14 protein-coding genes and 1 tRNA gene are annotated in these 15,927 nt (G+C 50.2%); 14 read left to right on the top strand and 1 reads right to left on the bottom strand.

The features are described from left to right. Nucleotides 1-34: 34 nt before the first annotated feature. The 14 genes from NTU47_16650 to NTU47_16585 all read left to right on the top strand — a co-directional run bounded on the left by NTU47_16650 (nucleotide 35) and on the right by NTU47_16585 (nucleotide 15,445). Entirely contained in the window at nucleotides 35-373 is a 339-nt protein-coding gene (locus NTU47_16650) for a P-II family nitrogen regulator (protein MCX6135436.1), read from the top strand. A 96-nt stretch (nucleotides 374-469) separates the two neighbouring features. Next, a complete protein-coding gene (era, locus tag NTU47_16645) occupies nucleotides 470-1,378 on the top strand; it encodes a GTPase Era (GenBank protein ID MCX6135435.1) in 909 nt (302 codons plus the stop codon). A 244-nt stretch (nucleotides 1,379-1,622) separates the two neighbouring features. Beyond that, nucleotides 1,623-2,030, top strand: a complete 408-nt coding sequence (gene mce / locus NTU47_16640; GenBank protein ID MCX6135434.1) for a methylmalonyl-CoA epimerase — start codon at nucleotides 1,623-1,625, stop codon at nucleotides 2,028-2,030. Between the two features lie 24 nt (nucleotides 2,031-2,054). Beyond that, complete coding sequence (uvrC, locus tag NTU47_16635) at nucleotides 2,055-3,929, top strand: excinuclease ABC subunit UvrC (GenBank protein ID MCX6135433.1); 1,875 nt, start codon at nucleotides 2,055-2,057, stop codon at nucleotides 3,927-3,929. Between the two features lie 281 nt (nucleotides 3,930-4,210). Beyond that, nucleotides 4,211-4,945, top strand: a complete 735-nt coding sequence (locus NTU47_16630; protein MCX6135432.1) for a response regulator — start codon at nucleotides 4,211-4,213, stop codon at nucleotides 4,943-4,945. A 219-nt stretch (nucleotides 4,946-5,164) separates the two neighbouring features. Next, a complete protein-coding gene (locus NTU47_16625; protein MCX6135431.1) occupies nucleotides 5,165-5,290 on the top strand; it encodes a hypothetical protein in 126 nt (41 codons plus the stop codon). 169 nt (nucleotides 5,291-5,459) lie between these two features. Beyond that, nucleotides 5,460-5,654 (top strand): hypothetical protein, encoded by a 195-nt coding sequence (locus NTU47_16620; GenBank protein ID MCX6135430.1) that lies wholly within the window; start codon nucleotides 5,460-5,462, stop codon nucleotides 5,652-5,654. A 254-nt stretch (nucleotides 5,655-5,908) separates the two neighbouring features. After that, nucleotides 5,909-6,103, top strand: coding sequence for a hypothetical protein (locus NTU47_16615; GenBank protein ID MCX6135429.1), 195 nt, complete (start codon nucleotides 5,909-5,911; stop codon nucleotides 6,101-6,103). Nucleotides 6,104-7,107: 1,004 nt separating this feature from the next. Further along, the gene (locus tag NTU47_16610) at nucleotides 7,108-8,178 is read left to right on the top strand and encodes a T9SS type A sorting domain-containing protein (GenBank protein ID MCX6135428.1); all 1,071 of its coding nucleotides are present in this window, start codon (nucleotides 7,108-7,110) and stop codon (nucleotides 8,176-8,178) included. A gap of 387 nt (nucleotides 8,179-8,565) precedes the next feature. Continuing rightward, entirely contained in the window at nucleotides 8,566-8,997 is a 432-nt protein-coding gene (locus tag NTU47_16605) for a hypothetical protein (GenBank protein ID MCX6135427.1), read from the top strand. Continuing rightward, complete coding sequence (locus tag NTU47_16600) at nucleotides 8,994-9,842, top strand: hypothetical protein (protein ID MCX6135426.1); 849 nt, start codon at nucleotides 8,994-8,996, stop codon at nucleotides 9,840-9,842. Before NTU47_16605 ends, NTU47_16600 begins: the two co-directional genes overlap by 4 nt. 661 nt (nucleotides 9,843-10,503) lie before the next feature. Next, a complete protein-coding gene (locus NTU47_16595) occupies nucleotides 10,504-12,264 on the top strand; it encodes a hypothetical protein (GenBank protein MCX6135425.1) in 1,761 nt (586 codons plus the stop codon). A 520-nt stretch (nucleotides 12,265-12,784) separates the two neighbouring features. After that, entirely contained in the window at nucleotides 12,785-15,058 is a 2,274-nt protein-coding gene (locus NTU47_16590; protein MCX6135424.1) for a T9SS type A sorting domain-containing protein, read from the top strand. A 312-nt stretch (nucleotides 15,059-15,370) separates the two neighbouring features. Continuing rightward, nucleotides 15,371-15,445 (top strand) — tRNA-Val (locus tag NTU47_16585). 198 nt (nucleotides 15,446-15,643) lie between these two features. Here the strand turns inward: NTU47_16585 and NTU47_16580 are convergent. Then, a complete protein-coding gene (locus NTU47_16580) occupies nucleotides 15,644-15,787 on the bottom strand; it encodes a hypothetical protein (protein MCX6135423.1) in 144 nt (47 codons plus the stop codon). Between the last annotated feature and the right edge of the window lie 140 nt (nucleotides 15,788-15,927).

Here is a 15,927-nt window from a genome sequence, read left to right as displayed (position 1 = left end):
TGACACGACATAACCAGCGCAGGCGGGAACCGGTATGAAGAAAATCGAAGCGATTATTCGCCCCTTCAAGCTCGACGATGTCCGCGAGGCCCTTTCGGAGATCGGCGTCCGCGGCATGACACTCACGGAGGTGAAGGGATACGGACGGCAGAAGGGACATACAGAACTGTACAGAGGTTCGGAATACAAGATCGATTTTCTTCCGAAGATCAAGATCGAGATTATCGCCGCCGATTCGATGGTCGAGAATATCGTTTCGACGATCGTGAAGGGGGCGCGCACAGGACAGGTGGGAGACGGCAAGATCTTCGTCTCGCCGGTCGATGATGTGATCAGAGTCCGGACGGAAGAGTCGGGCGAGGACGCAGTCTGAAACATCTCATCAGCCCTCTTTCGCTGAAGCATCAATCCACGAATGTGAGCGCGTTCCGTTAGAGCAGCAACGGAACGTTTTTGTTTCCAAACCACTATGACACTACAACAAGCACATAAGGCCGGTTACGTAGCGATTGTCGGGGAGCCGAATGTCGGCAAATCGACGTTGTTGAACGCGCTGCTGAACCAGAAGCTCTCCATCGTTTCCGCCCGTCCGCAGACGACGCGGCAGCGGGTCCTTGGAATCCTGAGCACCGATGAAGCTCAGATCGTCTTCCTCGATACACCGGGGTTGCTCCAGCCGAAGTATCTTCTTCACGAAAAGATGGTCCGTTCGGCGCAGCTTGCCCTTGAAGATGCGGATATCGTGCTTCTGTTGACCGAAGCATCGAGAAGGACCGAGCTGCCTCCTGTGGTGGAACAGGCAGTCGCCGGCATCGGCGGAGAGAAGAAGCTCCTCCTGATCATCAACAAGGTTGATACTGTCCCGCGCCAGGAAGTCCTGCCGGTCATCGAACACTTTGCCCGCTCGGGAAAATTCGCCGACATCATTCCGATCTCTGCGCTTAAAGGCGAAAACCTGCCGGATCTTCTCAAGACCATCGTGCAATATCTCCCCGATCATCCCGCGTTCTATCCGGCTGATTCGGTGAGCGAACAACCCGAACGGTTCTTTGCCGCAGAACTGATACGGGAGAAGATCTTCGAACTATTCAGAGAGGAAGTCCCGTATTCCACAGCTGTACAGATTATTGATTTCAAAGAACGGGAGCTCGGAAAGACATATATCCAGGCCGACATTATCGTGGAACGGGATTCTCAAAAGGGCATACTCATCGGCAAGGGGGGAGCTGCGCTGAAGAGAATTGGCCAGCGTGCGCGCGTTGATATCGAGGCGATGGTCGGCCGCCCGGTGTTTCTTGAACTCCATGTCAAAGTGCGTGAGAAGTGGAGAGAAAATGAGGGGCTTTTGAAACGCCTCGGATACTCCGGCGACGAGTAGGACCGCATTCTTCGTTCGTGGCATCTTGACCGTGATGTTCAGAATCGAACCGCGAAGGGCGCGAAGAACCGCAGAGAAGATATTGAGAAATCCCTTATCTCTGTAACTCCACACAATTGGCGCTCTTGTTTACCCCGACGTTTCTTGTCGGGGGCGAGCTTGGCGGTTTATCTTTATTCTTGACCTTGAATGTCAACGACCCGCCAGAATGAAACCTCTCCACTACAGCTAGACGACCGTTGTTATGTTCGAAAAAATATCCCATATCGGTATCGCCGTCAGAGACATCGAGGCGTCGACAGCGTTGTTTCAGAAGATCTTCGGCAAGGGTCCTGACCACGCAGAGGATCTGGACGGACATAAGCTCAGGATTGCGATGTTCACTGTCGGCACGTCAGCCATCGAACTGACGCAAGCGCTCGATCCCGAATCACCGGTTGCGATGTTCATCGCGAAGCGGGGAGAGGGAGTGCACCACGTCTCCTTCGCTGTGGACGATATTGAAGCAGAACTGGCCCGGCTCAAAGCTGCCGGTTTCCAGCTCATCGATGAACAATCCCGTCCCGGCGCCGACGGCTATCAAGTCGCCTTCCTCCATCCAAAGTCCACGAATGGCGTTCTGATCGAAATCAGTCAGAAACTCGCCGGCTGACCGCTCCTTTCCCAGAGACGATCAATGGAAATCAGCATCAACAAGGATGACCTCTCGCTCGGCGAGAAGCTTGACTCGCTTCCGGCGATGCCCGGAGTCTATCAGTTCAAGAATTCGGACGCAAAAGTCATCTACGTCGGCAAAGCCCAGAATCTCCGCAGTCGGGTCCGCCAATATTTTCAGCTCTCGCGTGCGCTCGACGCGAAGCTCGACGCGCTGGTTTCAAAGATCGTCGACGTGGAGCTCATTGTCACCGACTCCGAGGTCGAAGCCCTCATTCTCGAAGCCAACCTCATCAAGAAGCTGAAGCCGCGGTACAACGTCCTTCTCAAGGACGACAAGAGCTTTCCCTACATCGTCATCACGAATGAGCCGTTTCCTCGCGTCTTCGTCACGCGCAGGATCATCAGGGACGGGTCGCGCTACTTCGGACCGTACACGGATGTCAAGACGATGCGGTTTGCCCTGAAAACTATCCGCGACATCTTCATGATTCGGAGCTGTAACTATGACCTGACGCCCGAATCCGTTGCGCGCGGGAGATTCAAGATCTGTTTGGACTATCACATCAGGAAGTGCGAAGGACCGTGTGAAGCCAAAGTGTCTGCAGAGTACTACAACGCGATGATCGACAAGGTAGCAAGAGTGCTCCGTGGAAAGACATCCGATGCGGTAGCTCTGCTGCAGGTCGAGATGGACCAGCTGTCTGCAGACCTCCGGTTTGAAGATGCGGCGAAGACGCGTGATCGTCTCAGGGCGCTTTCCGTGTATAACCAGAAGCAGAAAGTGGTGGACATGAAAGAGGTAGACCGCGACATTATCGCCGTGGCGTTGAAGGACGACGATGCGTGCGGCGTTGTGTTCAAGATTCGCGACGGGAAGGTATTGGGAAGTCACCACTATTACATGAGCAACGTAGAAGGAAAAGATGAGGCGGAAGTTGCTGAGACACTTCTCGGGCGATATTACCTCGACAATGAAGATATCCCCGGCGAAATCTCGATCTCAGGCGAAGTGAACTCTTTCGAGGTCATACAGAGCTGGCTCGCCGGTCAACGGGGGGCTCCTGTCAGTCTCGATGTTCCCAAGGCAGGGGAGAAGCTGAAGCTGGTGGGTATGGTGAAGAAGAACGCTGAATTCCTGCTCGAGGAGCTCCAGCTGCAGAAGATGAAACGGGGAGATCTCGTCCCATACTCGGTGCAATCTCTTCAGCGGGACCTGCGTCTCACCGCACCGCCGCGGCGGATCGAATGTTTCGACATCTCCAATATCCAGGGGAGTGACACGGTCGCGTCGATGGTCGTTTTCGTCGATGCGAAGCCGAAGAAAAGCGAGTACCGGAAGTTTAAAATCCGCACAGTCGCGGGGCCGGATGATTTTGCGAGCATGCGGGAGGTAGTCGAGCGCCGATACTCGCGGCTGATCGAGGAAGGGGGGACGAATCCGGATCTTATCGTTGTCGACGGTGGGAAAGGGCAGCTTTCCAGTGCCGTCGAAGTGCTTGGTCAGCTCAATTTCACCTCCACACCCATTGTTGGATTGGCGAAACGGCTGGAAGAGGTCTTTCTTCCCGGCGAGAGTGATCCGTTGCTGATCCCGCGGACATCCTCGAGTCTCAAATTGCTTCAGCAAATCCGTGACGAGGCGCATCGCTTTGCGATCACTTACCATCGGACTCTCCGTTCGAGGAGAATTCTCAAGACCGAGCTGGATCTCATCAAAGGCGTCGGTAAGACGCGGGCGACGGAGCTGCTGGAGTCGTTCGGCTCCGTGCAGGGCGTGAAGTTCGCGACGGAGGAGCAGATCGCCGAAATCGTTGGGCCCAAACTTGCCTCCGAAATCAAGGAATACTTCACAGACGCGGAACCTGAGGGGAAGCCGGAGCATCCCTCCGAATGAGGATTGGGCACTTTTGGCTTGCCTCATCGTGGCCGGTCGTATCATTGCGAGACGGTCTTCATAGCTGTGAAGCGCGAATCGACGCATGATCTCGGCCGGCTTGTCATTGCCGCGGCGGGATCAAATCCTATGGATGAAGAAGAGCAGGGACCCTTCTCCATTACTCCTGCGCAAACTTAGGACTGGTACCTTGCTTATAAGGGGTTTTTTGTGGTAATTTCAACCGCTATCAACTTTCGGACCCACCGGTTGCGCCTCAGTAAGTAATCTTGAAGGGAATCATGGCAAGTTCAGGAATGCTTCGTGTTCTCATTGTGGACGATGAAGATTCATTCCGTCTCAGCATCGAGATGGCGCTGAAAATGAGCGACAAGTTTTCTGTCCGATCCTGCGGCTCCGGCGAGGCGGCGATGGAATTGCTGAAGACTGAGCAGTTTGACGCGATCCTGCTGGACAATAAAATGGAGGACATGAGTGGGCTCGAAGTGCTGCAATGGATGCACGAGCAGGAAATCCAGACTCCCACGATCATGATCACTGCGGCAGGTTCAGAGACGGTCGCGGTCGAAGCCATGAAGCTCGGCGTGTATGACTATCTCCGGAAGGATCAGCTGGACATCGACCGGCTCCGCCTTGCCATCAAGAGCGTATGCGAGCGATATCTCTTCAAGCAGGAGATGATCGAACGCGAAGCAGAGAAGCGGATGCTGAAAGAGAAGCAGAAGGAACTCGACTCACTGAGGCTCTTTCACGACACGGTGAATTCGGTTGGCCAGCTCCTTGAAAAAAGCCTCACCGATTTGCAGAAGAACCTCGGAGATTTTCAGACCGAGCTTCTCGGATCCGTGACGGACGGCGCGCATGCGCGATTCAAAGAGGTTTTCAAGGAATTGCACCAGAGCGTGGAGGTTATTTCGACAGGCGTCGCGTCGATGCGAAACCTCTCAGCGGTAGTGACGCACCGGTTGGATGAGATTCAAATCGCACCGAGGGCTGAGGGTCCCAAACGAACATAGCGTTTTCTCTGTAATGATCGGAGCTTCTGAACCGAAACGAGTCAACGCAGTACCCTGCCGCCCGACCTTACTGCCCAATGTGGCACTCCCCGACGTTTTCCCGCATGCAGTCGCAGACAACAAAGACCATCGCGGAGCTGTTGCTTAATGCACCGGGGCAATCAGTCTCAAATCGAAGAAAGCACAAGTCTACCACGTAAGCCCCACAAGGAGGATACCATGAGCAAAGGTCAAAACAGCAAGAAAGACTCAAAGAAAGAACCGGCGAAAACCATGAAAGAAAAAAAGTTGGCAAAGAGAGAAAAGAAGAATGAGAAGCTGAACCATGGGATTCTCAATAAATAACATGGTTTAGGTCGAGGCTAAGGATCGCTTGTTGGCAGCAGGGAACGGCGGGTCAACTTCGTTCGAAATGTGCTCGCGAAGGAGGCTCGGCCAATTGCCGGGGCTGTTTGATGTGAGATACTCAGGCTCTTTGGACTCGCGAATTGTAGTTAAATGTGAAAGGTGACCAATGGAAGAAGAACAACAGCAGCAAGAAGAAGTGCAGCCTGTCATGAGCGAGTACCAGGGCAAGCCTGTTTTACGCATCCCAACTGTCGATAGGCCAAATCCCGACACCACCTGGCATTGGATGTCGTTCGGGAAGAACAAAGCCAAGGCGATTGTGAAGTACTTCGACGCAATAAAGAAGTTCGCGGAAACTTGAAGCGTGAAAAGGGAGAGGCGGAGTAATGGCAGACAGCTGTTGACGAAACGAGCAGCAAACCATCAGTAGGTTATGTCAACAAATTAGCGTATCTTATCAATATCACCTCGCTGAACGAGGTTTCTGTTCTGCTGTCGAACGGAAGTGGTTGTTTTCTCAAAAGCTGGGTTTGCACTTCACTTGTCGGGTGAAGTCCCGCAGTACGGGATGCCCAAAAGGCGGCACATAGCGGGTAGTCCGCTGGTGAGAAGAGAATGATTCTTAAAGAACGGAGCAACGACATGGCGCATTCCATCACTCGTATCGTGCTTACCCCTCGCGAAGCTGAGGAAAAGGCGTTGATTGTCGACCAGCTCAGGGCCAATCCCCGCGGCCCGTGGGTGAACGGCAAGAAAATGGGCCTGCCAGCTCCAAGAGATACGACACCGCAAAGCAACAAGAAGAAATAACTGAGATATCGGGTTGCGAATGGAGAATATTGATCCCCCATGCACCCGGAGCTTATCACCTCACCGCGTTTCGGCATACAGGCCGAGAAGCAGGAATTTCGAAGTGGCGTGGTATCTTTCGATTTTCTGCCGCTTGGTATCCAGCTTTCCCCGGCTTTAACTCCCGCCTGCATCCTGAGAAACTGATTTCCACCTTTGTTTCGTTTCGGCGGGCCTCGACTATGTCGGGGCAAACGGCAACTGGTTCAGTGCCTGCACCCCGCACGAAACTGCCTTATATGTCTTCACTCGAGAATTTCCCCAAAACCTTCCTCTGGACTGATTTTCTGAAGATGCTCCAGTAGCCTGGAAATCTCATTCCTTCCCTGCAATCCTAATTTCCACGAACCGCACGACAATACCAAGTCATTTCTTCGAGCAGTCACTCAGAATTCAATCGAGCGCGGCAGGGCAGAAGTTGACGAAGCCGACTAGTTGAAACGCTGCTAGGAGGATGCTGAAATAAAAAAAAAGACCACCACAAGGACACGAAGTCTCAAAAATGTCTTCCTTGAATACTCATATCCTCTCAAAATCGAGTTTCTTAATCCAGATTTTCGCGTCTTTGTGCCTTCGTGGTGAAAGAAACTGGTTTTTCTGCAAACTCCTGGCGTTGTGGCTCGCCAATGGCTGGAGAGATTATATCGCCTGCGATGACACCAACACTGGTCACCAATATCCGCCCTGTTGTGAAGCTGTGGTTACAACTCCTCTATCTCTCAACGCGCGATTTTTGCGTGGTTGTCCGGACCAGGCGTTGCTGTTCTGTCATTTCTAGGAATTCTCTTTTCGGACGAATCCTCCCTCTCTTGAAATGTCTTGATGTTACGGTATTATCACCGTATCGTCACGCACCAACCACCGTGGCATTTCACGCACGCCCTGTTGCATCCGGGTCCATCTCGGCATTGCTTGTCGGGCTGTTCGGACGTAACTCATTTCTCAAATGAAATAGAAGGTGAGCCATGAACAGCTCCGTACAACCCAGTCGTACGTCCTCGTTGTACTTCTCTATCCTGTTTCTTTCGGTACTTCTGTTTTCGTATTCTTCTGCACAGATCACGATTCCGCAGACCGCACTCTCCAACCTGCTGACGGTGGGCACATCGATCAACGGGTACTCGTCGAATGTTGCACCCCGAACTGCAAACATCGGCAAGCGGGGAGGCCCAACAGTGTACGACTTCAGCGGATATGTTTTCGAGCAAACTGGGACCCTGCAAGTATACTCTGTAGGCAGTATACCGGCACTGGCAGCGCGCTATCCGTCCAAGGCAGTAGTCTTCGGACCTTCGGCGACAGACATCGAGAACAACCCCATTTTTCTTTTCGGAACTGATACGATCTTCGTTGTCGGCGAGGCTTCCTTGACTCAACAGCGGCGCTTCTACCACAACCGGCCGTACGAACCGACGTTCGTTTATCCAATCACGTATCCGGCGTCCCGAACCTACACTACCACGCACTATGATACAGTGTACAATGTGTCCGGTTCCATTGCCTCGACGAATGTCAGCATTGGTTCAGACAGCACCAGCATTGACGGATTCGGAACACTTAAATTCCTCGGTCGCCAATTCGAATGCCTGCGCGCGAAAGTGAATCATTACACTTATTCGGACAAGGAATTCATGTTTTTTACCAGGGAGGGCGTCGTCCTCGTCGTCTCGATGGCTTCCTCACAGCGAGATACGGGCCTCGTTCAACCAACTGGAGTCACGCTCCTTGTTCCATCGTCAATCGTTAGCGTAGGTCAGCAAGCTATGATGCCGGCGCACTACACACTTGACCAGAACTACCCAAACCCGTTTAATCCTACGACGACCATTTCCTTCAATATTCCGGCACAATCGTTTGTATCACTGAAGGTATTCGATGCATTGGGAAGGGAAGTGTCGGTTCTAGTTGGAGAAGAGCTCTCTCCTGGCACATACTCACGACAATGGAATGCTGTCAATGCCCCGAGCGGTCTTTACTTCTATCGTTTGCAGGCTGGCGAGTACCTGGAGACAAAGAAGATGATACTGTTGCGATGAGAATCTGGGCGTCAAGAGAAACTGAAGCCGGGCCATCAGAAGTCCGGCTTCTTCATTTTCGGGTCACTTACCACGCTCAAAATCCGATTGTCGATTTCCTCGACTAGCCTCCTGGTATTCATTCGGTGGGTAAGGTCGGAAGTTGAGTGCAGCTGCACAGGGTGAAGTTGCCGCGCGTTCCCATTTTCAGCAACCCTCACCGACTGCACGATACACCTATGCAACCCTTCTAAAATCCCGTTGTCCGTAATTCATGCGACAGGCATCGGTCGGTACTTTCCGGACGTTGACTTTGACTCTAGAAAGTGCATAGTTGTAGCCACTCCCCAAGCACCGTTTGTCCTCCAGGCATACCGTACAAACCAGAAATCCTCAGGAGGAACCGAAATGGACGAACAAGCCACGCCAGTGAAGAAGTTCCAGTGGAAGTGGGTTGGAATTTCAATGGCATCCTATCTCCTGTTCTATATGCTGCCAATTGCCGTAATAGTCCATTCATATTCGCCTGGCGACCCCAGTGTGATGGCTCGTACCGTGCTTGCTGTCTGGAGCTTCGCTGGCATCTTCATCATTGCCGCGATTGTTGGTTATGTCTCAGAAGGTGTAACCCTTTGGGAGCCGGCTTGTTCCGCTGCGTCGGTGATAGTCCTGCTCGGCGTGTACTTCGCTGTTCATATTCTTTCATCTGGATTGTACGTGGAAGTGCGAATGTCTCGATTGTTTCGAGAAACGCTCGTGATGGTGATTGTCTTTATTCTTCTATCCCTCTTGGGCGCTTGGTTCGGGGAACGTGCACAGAAACTCTGGAGGCAACAATGACTAACAAGGTACTCTTCTTCAGTGCGACCTCGTTGATCCTGATCGGACTTGGATGCTCTTCGAGCAACGTTGCGAAGGCTCCCTTGCCGCAAACAGAACTCGAAGGTTCGTGGGTTGGTTCGACCGCCAACCGGCGGGGAGGACTCGGCACCATGGAGGTCGTCGGATCTGAGATGCGGTTTTGGATGAATGGGCGGCTAGTGTACAAGGGATCATTGAGCGCCGAGCCGAATGGATCGCCCAAGCGGGCCGCTTTCATGATCACGGAAAGCCCAAGCCCGAACTACATCGGCAAGACATCGCTCGGGATTTACGAACTCCGCAACGATAACGACAGTTTGATCCTTGCGGCGAATGAACCCGGAATCCTTGAACGCCCGGCAGCCTTTGATATGAGCGAAGCCTCCCGTACGGTAGTCTTCCTGTTTCAACGCAAGAAGTCTGCTGATGACCGGGAGGAAGTGCAGGCAAATTTCGACGCGCTGATTAACTGGACGAACAACCTGGCTGCATTTTCGTACCAGTATCGAATTCGTCCGTCAAGCACGGGCGGGGGCAATGGCGCGTATACCGGACTGGTCTTGCCTAAGAAAATGGCGACGAATGAGGACGGTACCTTCACCTTCATCATCATTGGTCCAGATGAAGTGAAGATCAAGGCAGTGTCGAAAACAGTAGAGGGTGCGGCGATAGAGACTACACTCGACGGTGACGGCCGCCTGAGCAAATGGACTTACTTTGGAAGATTTAAGCGACTGCGTGTGAAAGATAACACCAAGAAGAATAAAAGTCTACCACCATCATGCGCGATGTCTAGTACTAACTCGCGCAAAGTCTATCACTAACTGGAGCATCGACACTCATTTGGACCAATGTTTACGGTACAGAAATGAGCTTTTTCCAGCTATATATATTATTAGATAATATTACTACCATCTCTGCGCAAAGCTGCGAGATGGAGGAAACTGGAAGGCTTCTGCGTAACTCTCCGCGGGATAAGCACTTGCGCGCTCTTGGTAGTGGCCAATCGAATAATAATATTATTTGTTTTGTGGACAGGACCCGGCCAATAGGTCCGAAGATCCTTGTCAATCCAACGTGCGTGGGGGTACGTTGATTTGGGCGGTTTGGACCGTGGATACATTGAGTGTTTTTACCCAACTAGGTGAAAAGCGCTGGCGTGAATCAGCAGATGATTCAGGAAGATGCGGGGCTGTGCGTCTAAAGACGTGGAGCGCTTCGCGTTTTCACACGTGGGAGCTTGGTGTGAGAAATTAGGTCTGATTCGCTTCAAGACGGGAGAAAACCCGTCGGAAGTCGTGTCCGTGCTTCATGCGGCGAACATTCGTCCGGACTTCCCTGACTTGAAACTTCGTCAATGAAGCAGTATTATTGCTCCGTTGTTCCTTGCGCCACACAGTGAGTTCTCACTCGTAAAAGATATTCTGCTTGGCTGGCATGAGAAGACATTGAATTGTCATTGAGTATTTCATCAACGGAGGATTAATGAAGAACCTGTTCCGATGTCTCCTCGCGTCGTTATTCTTTTTGATCGGCACGGATTCATTGCTTGCCCAATGGGTGCAAGCTCTTTATCCTCTAAATAACGTTCCAGTTAAAACAGTAGTAGCAAGTGGAACGAATATATTTGCCGGAACATATGGCAAAGGAGTATATCGTTCAACGAACAATGGAACAAGTTGGACTCAAGTGTACAATAGACTCAATACTTATGGTACATTTGGTACTATTGTTAATGTCCTTTCAACAAGCGGAACCAGTATAATTGCCGGAACTGATGGAGGTACATACTTATCCACCAACAATGGAGCAAATTGGAATTCAGTAAGCATCGGTTTGACTAGTGCTTCGGTGACTGGTCTTTCCGTAAGTGGAACAACCATATTTGCAATTACAAGTGGAGAAGTATTCTTTTCAACAAACAACGGAACTACATGGACTCGCACGGCTTTTAACTTTAACAGCTCTCTATATTCAGTTGCAAGTAGCGGAACAGACATAGTTGCAGGCACTCTTAGAGGTGTATTATATCTATCAACAAACAGTGGAACAGACTGGACCAAGATAAATAATGGATGGGGGAGTTATTCGCAGCTAAACGCGATTGCAGTAAGGGGAACAAATATCTCCGTTGCCATCAAGAATCCCAACGGATTGCAAATTGGAGGAGCGGTATTCTTATCAACAAATTATGGAACAGACTGGACCCAACTAACTAATGGTGGATGGGGAACTGCTGATGTAAAATCGCTGGCAATAAGTGGAACAAATATATTCGCTGGCACTGACAATATTGGCAATAGTGCAACCGGAGTATATGGGGTATACTTATCAACAAATAATGGAACAAGTTGGAATCAAGTTAACAATGGGTTTGCTAAAACTGATACGGTAGCAACTTATGTTAATGCTTTTACACTGGCACTAAACGGAACGAATATGTTAACCGGGGCTGATCATGGAGGAGTATATTCTTCTACAAACAACGGAACAAGTTGGACGAATCTTCCGGGAGATCAATATTGTTTTACTTCTGCGTTTTCATTTTCGGTGAACGGAACAAATATCGTCGCAGGCGCTCGTGACGGTGGCGTAGCTCTATCAACAGATAATGGGGAAACCTGGAGAAACGTAAATATTGGTTTGAGTAATCTAGCTGTATTGTCAGTTGCAGCAAGCTCCAATGGGACAGGTGGAACAAACATATTTGCCGGCACTTGGTACGGATATGTATATAAATCGACAAACAATGGTGCAAATTGGAGCAATGTCGCCGTAAGCACCTCAAAGACGTACGATGTAACATCGCTAGCAATGAGTGGAACAAACTTATTCGCCGGTACAAGGGGTGGTGGAGTGTATCTTTCAACTAACAACGGGACAACCTGGACTCAACCGGGAACTTCATTTACGCTTGGTACTGTCTATGCACTTGCAACAAGTGGAATACATGTGTTCGCAGGTTCTGCCGGCGGAGGCGTATGGCATTCAACAAACAATGGTACGAGCTGGAATGTTACAGATTTTGGAAAGAGCGTAACATCACTCGCAGTAAGTGGAACAAATATATTGGCAGGTTCTATCGGCGGGGGAGTTTATCTCTCTACAAACAATGGAGGAACTTGGACTCAAACGTCCTTGAACAATACTGCTGTAAGATCGCTCTCGCCCAGAACTATCCCAACCCCTTCAATCCCTCAACAACGATTCAATTCAGCGTTCCCAACACTTCCTTCGTTTCGCTGAAAGTATTCAGTGTGCTGGGTGCGGAGATAGCCTCACTGGTAAACGAGAACAAACCAGGTGGCACATATCAGGTTGCTTGGGACGCAAACGGATACTCGAGCGGTGTGTATTTGTATCGTCTAATGGCGGGAGGCAAGGTGTTCACTGGAAAGATGAATCTACTGAAATAGGGTTGACGAGCCGGTCGAAATGATCAGGCCCAATATCGCCGTATTCGTCAGCTCCTGAGAAAAGCGAAATCCATTTCTTCGAGTAGCCAAACAAAGGAGACGCCTCAGTGTGTACAGGCGAGAGACGATTGTGAAGACTATCTGTGCGGGAGCCTCGAACGGAAACATTCCGGGGCAACCGAAGCAGCCACCCGTTAGGCGCAACATGCAGTGTTAATAAGAAATAAGGCATTTACAGTATGAATTCCATAACAAAATGTTTTGCCATCACTTTATTCATAACACTTAGCACGGAACCCGTTTTAGCACAACTAGGGGAATCGATTCCTCAGGGTCTCAGTCCATCAACCATGGCAATTACACAGGATGGAAAATACGGCTATATCGGTTTTGATCTTTCGGAGGTCGTCTTCAAGGTGCGTCTGGCAGATCTTACCGTCGTAGCGGGTGCCGATCTATCCAGGTATTTCCCAATAGAGAGTGAGGATATTGCTCTGGACTCGAGTGAAGAGAAGCTCTTTGTTTACTCCCCCACCTGGCGAAAACTGCTCGTCCTCGATACCAAAACGATGAGTGTGATCCATACTATCGATTCCATCAATGTTTTTGGTATGGTCCGTTCCAAGTATGGCCCGTTCATCATGACATGGGACGGTGGGAGCGTTGTGACCTTTGTCAATACAGAGACTAATGAATTGACAAATTTCCGAGCATCTGGTGAATTCTTTTTAAAGATTCTAGAAAGCAACACAAATCAGGACATTTGGTACGTCGTTAGTGGAAAAGAACCCGGGAACTCAGAGCTCAACGCAGGCATCTACGATCATAAGGCAAAGACTTGGATCCGTAAGGTTTCCCTTCCCACGGAGGCCCGGGCGAGTTCAATTGCTGATCTTAGAGTCCTGCCCAATGAGCATAAAGCCTACGTAGCCATCTTCGGTGGTTGGTATCAAGACAATATGCATGGTTACGGGTGGCTCCATTCAGTTGATCTTGTGAGTGGGGGAGTCAAGGTTGTTCCTATTGATGGCGGTGCTGGGTGTTTGGAGGCAAGCCCGGATAGCCGGTGGCTGTACGTGGGTACCGGCTGGCCTATCCCAAGCACGAGCAACCTCCTGGTAGTTGATACTCAGTCCGATAGCATAGTGAATCAGATATACTTGGGTAAAAACAAGCATAACTGGTACTATACACAGATGAATATCCTGCAGATTGACCCTGCACACCCCAGTCTTCTCTACGCAACAAGTACTGATGGCAATGCGCTCGTCAAGATGGATTTGCACAGCCTCGCTCTCCTCGATGTGCTTGTCTTCAATGAAGAAAGCTTCCAGCCGCAATTCTTCGTCAGGCGGCCCGGTCAAGCCAATGGGTTCATACTTCTAACTAATCGTCCGTACGCCTTTGAGCTTGATCTTGACCAGGCGATCATAAAGCGTAACGTTAGATTCCCCAATATTCTTCAGAATACCGGTACCAATGACATTGCCTTCAATAAAGCTGGAAGAATATTTATAGCCCAAGGTGGATCCTTTCTTGAGGTCGATGCACAAGATATGCGTCTCCTTGTGACTCATACGCTTCCTCCGGGTGCTCCATGGGTGTGGTCTTTTGTCCTTTCAAAAGACGAGAAACATTTATATTCAGTAACTTATAATGATCAAATTGCGAATAAGTTTGTAGCAATGAATACCACAACTTTTCAATTAGAAGCATCCATAAAACTTGAAGGTGGTGTTTTCAATTTCAGACCTTACGAACTGCCGGATGGTTCCAAACTGTATGCTCTTGGTGGACAACAAAATGGACATGTGGTGATTCATGTGATTGAGACGGATACCTACACTATTAAGAAGACGATCACCTATGAGGAGCCCGACAGGCTTGGCATATCTGCCGGGCCTTATTATCCATTTGCCTATGACTCCAATTCGCACACGCTTTTTGTGGGAGCTACTCACGTAGTCCTGGCCATAGATACGGATACAGATGTTATCAAGAAGGTCATCTATTTGGGGGATGCGGCCAGAGCTATCGGTCTTGGACTCCAACAATTGACTTACATTAATGCAATTGGAATGGTTTATAATCCCCGGGAAAACTATCTCTACATAGCGCATCTCGATCGAAGTTTCGTCAGCATTTATAACCTAACCAACGATCAATTTGTACTCAAGGTCATCAACTTGAAGGGATTTTACCCGAGGATCATGTACGCGAACGATGACTTAAGCAAAATCTATAGCATAAATATCCGTTCAGATAACGTTTCGGTGATAGACGTAAACTCGAAAGCTGTTGAAACAATCATTGATCTGCATTCCTTTCCGATTACCAGCGTTAGGGATAAAGAAGTGATTCCGAAAGAATTTAGTTTGAGCCAAAACTTCCCGAATCCTTTCAACCCAACCACGACGATTCGCTACACATTGCCGAGGACAAGGGAGGTTTCGCTCGCCATCTACAATGTGCTTGGTCAACTTGTATCCAGACTTGTGGTCGGGCGCAAGGAGGCAGGTTTCCATGAGGTCCATTGGGATGCCAACGTCCCCAGCGGCATCTACTTCTATCGATTGCAGGCTGGCGAATACTTGGAGACAAAGAAGATGATACTTTTGCGCTGACGAATGTGCACATGGAGAAACACTGAAGCCGGGCTATTCAAGTCCGGCTTCTTCGTTTTCGAGTCGACGCAAGAGCGGCTCTGCAACAGGGGGCGGGTCTCGGATGAATTCTTCCAGTTGTGTTTTTGAACAATAGCTCTTATCTTTCAGGGTAGTGGTTGTACCCGGTTCGGCTTATTGAATATCTGCGCCAGAGGCGCATCCGCCTCCGGCGGAGAACACCGATTAAAGAATATCGAATTTCGAAGGTGGTTTCGAGCTACTTCAAAGTTCTGCGGTTCGCTAATCGATATTCGTTATTCTTCTTTACCCGGGCGCTTAGCTCAGCTGGTTCAGAGCGTACGCCTCACACGCGTAAGGTCGTAGGTTCGATCCCTACAGCGCCCACGGAAAAATTGACTATTGTGGATTGACAACTGTCAATTGACAATCATTCCTCATGTAGGGTCAGCGGTTTCACGCCAGCGATGCTGGATGGTCGTGCGGCAACGTAGAGCGGGAATCAGGTGGAGTGCACGGGAATGGGGCAGTAAAAAGCAACTGTGCGAATTCGGGAAACCGGATTCGCATTTCTTTTTTAAGGAGTCACTGATTCTTCGTCGGATAAGCACAGAGGTTCGCAGCAGCGTCCGCCAACGGATTGCGCGTTCTTTGCGTCCCGCCGCCTTTTGGCAGGACCGATTGCGAAATGCTGTTTGAGGTCGCCGTTTCGTTCGTTTCTTCACTCATTCGCCAGGTTTACTTCTCTCCCGTGGGCTACCGAAATGAAACGGTTACCCTCCCTTTGTTGTTGAGCATTGTAACCTAGCTGAGGAGCCTTGAAGAGCATCGTGAGTATCCCTATTGTCGCCCTTTTTGCGATGATCGGG

It is taken from the genome of Ignavibacteriales bacterium (assembly GCA_026390595.1).
Taxonomy (GTDB): Bacteria; Bacteroidota; Ignavibacteria; order UBA10030; family UBA10030; genus UBA9647.
Note: the sequence above shows the minus strand (reverse complement) of the source record. Positions and strands in the feature narration are given on the sequence as shown.

Excerpts from the sequence above, each read along its gene's own strand:
- NTU47_16625 (MCX6135431.1), top strand. The coding sequence starts at position 5,165 with ATGAGCAAAGGTCAAAACAGCAAGAAAGACTCAAAGAAAGAACCGGCG.
- NTU47_16600 (MCX6135426.1), top strand. The coding sequence starts at position 8,994 with ATGACTAACAAGGTACTCTTCTTCAGTGCGACCTCGTTGATCCTGATC.
- NTU47_16650 (MCX6135436.1), top strand. The coding sequence starts at position 35 with ATGAAGAAAATCGAAGCGATTATTCGCCCCTTCAAGCTCGACGATGTC.
- NTU47_16615 (MCX6135429.1), top strand. The coding sequence starts at position 5,909 with ATGATTCTTAAAGAACGGAGCAACGACATGGCGCATTCCATCACTCGT.
- NTU47_16580 (MCX6135423.1), bottom strand. The coding sequence starts at position 15,787 with ATGAGTGAAGAAACGAACGAAACGGCGACCTCAAACAGCATTTCGCAA.
- NTU47_16595 (MCX6135425.1), top strand. The coding sequence starts at position 10,504 with ATGAAGAACCTGTTCCGATGTCTCCTCGCGTCGTTATTCTTTTTGATC.
- NTU47_16590 (MCX6135424.1), top strand. The coding sequence starts at position 12,785 with ATGGCAATTACACAGGATGGAAAATACGGCTATATCGGTTTTGATCTT.
- NTU47_16610 (MCX6135428.1), top strand. The coding sequence starts at position 7,108 with ATGAACAGCTCCGTACAACCCAGTCGTACGTCCTCGTTGTACTTCTCT.
- NTU47_16605 (MCX6135427.1), top strand. The coding sequence starts at position 8,566 with ATGGACGAACAAGCCACGCCAGTGAAGAAGTTCCAGTGGAAGTGGGTT.
- NTU47_16620 (MCX6135430.1), top strand. The coding sequence starts at position 5,460 with ATGGAAGAAGAACAACAGCAGCAAGAAGAAGTGCAGCCTGTCATGAGC.
- mce (MCX6135434.1), top strand. The coding sequence starts at position 1,623 with ATGTTCGAAAAAATATCCCATATCGGTATCGCCGTCAGAGACATCGAG.
- era (MCX6135435.1), top strand. The coding sequence starts at position 470 with ATGACACTACAACAAGCACATAAGGCCGGTTACGTAGCGATTGTCGGG.
- NTU47_16630 (MCX6135432.1), top strand. The coding sequence starts at position 4,211 with ATGGCAAGTTCAGGAATGCTTCGTGTTCTCATTGTGGACGATGAAGAT.
- uvrC (MCX6135433.1), top strand. The coding sequence starts at position 2,055 with ATGGAAATCAGCATCAACAAGGATGACCTCTCGCTCGGCGAGAAGCTT.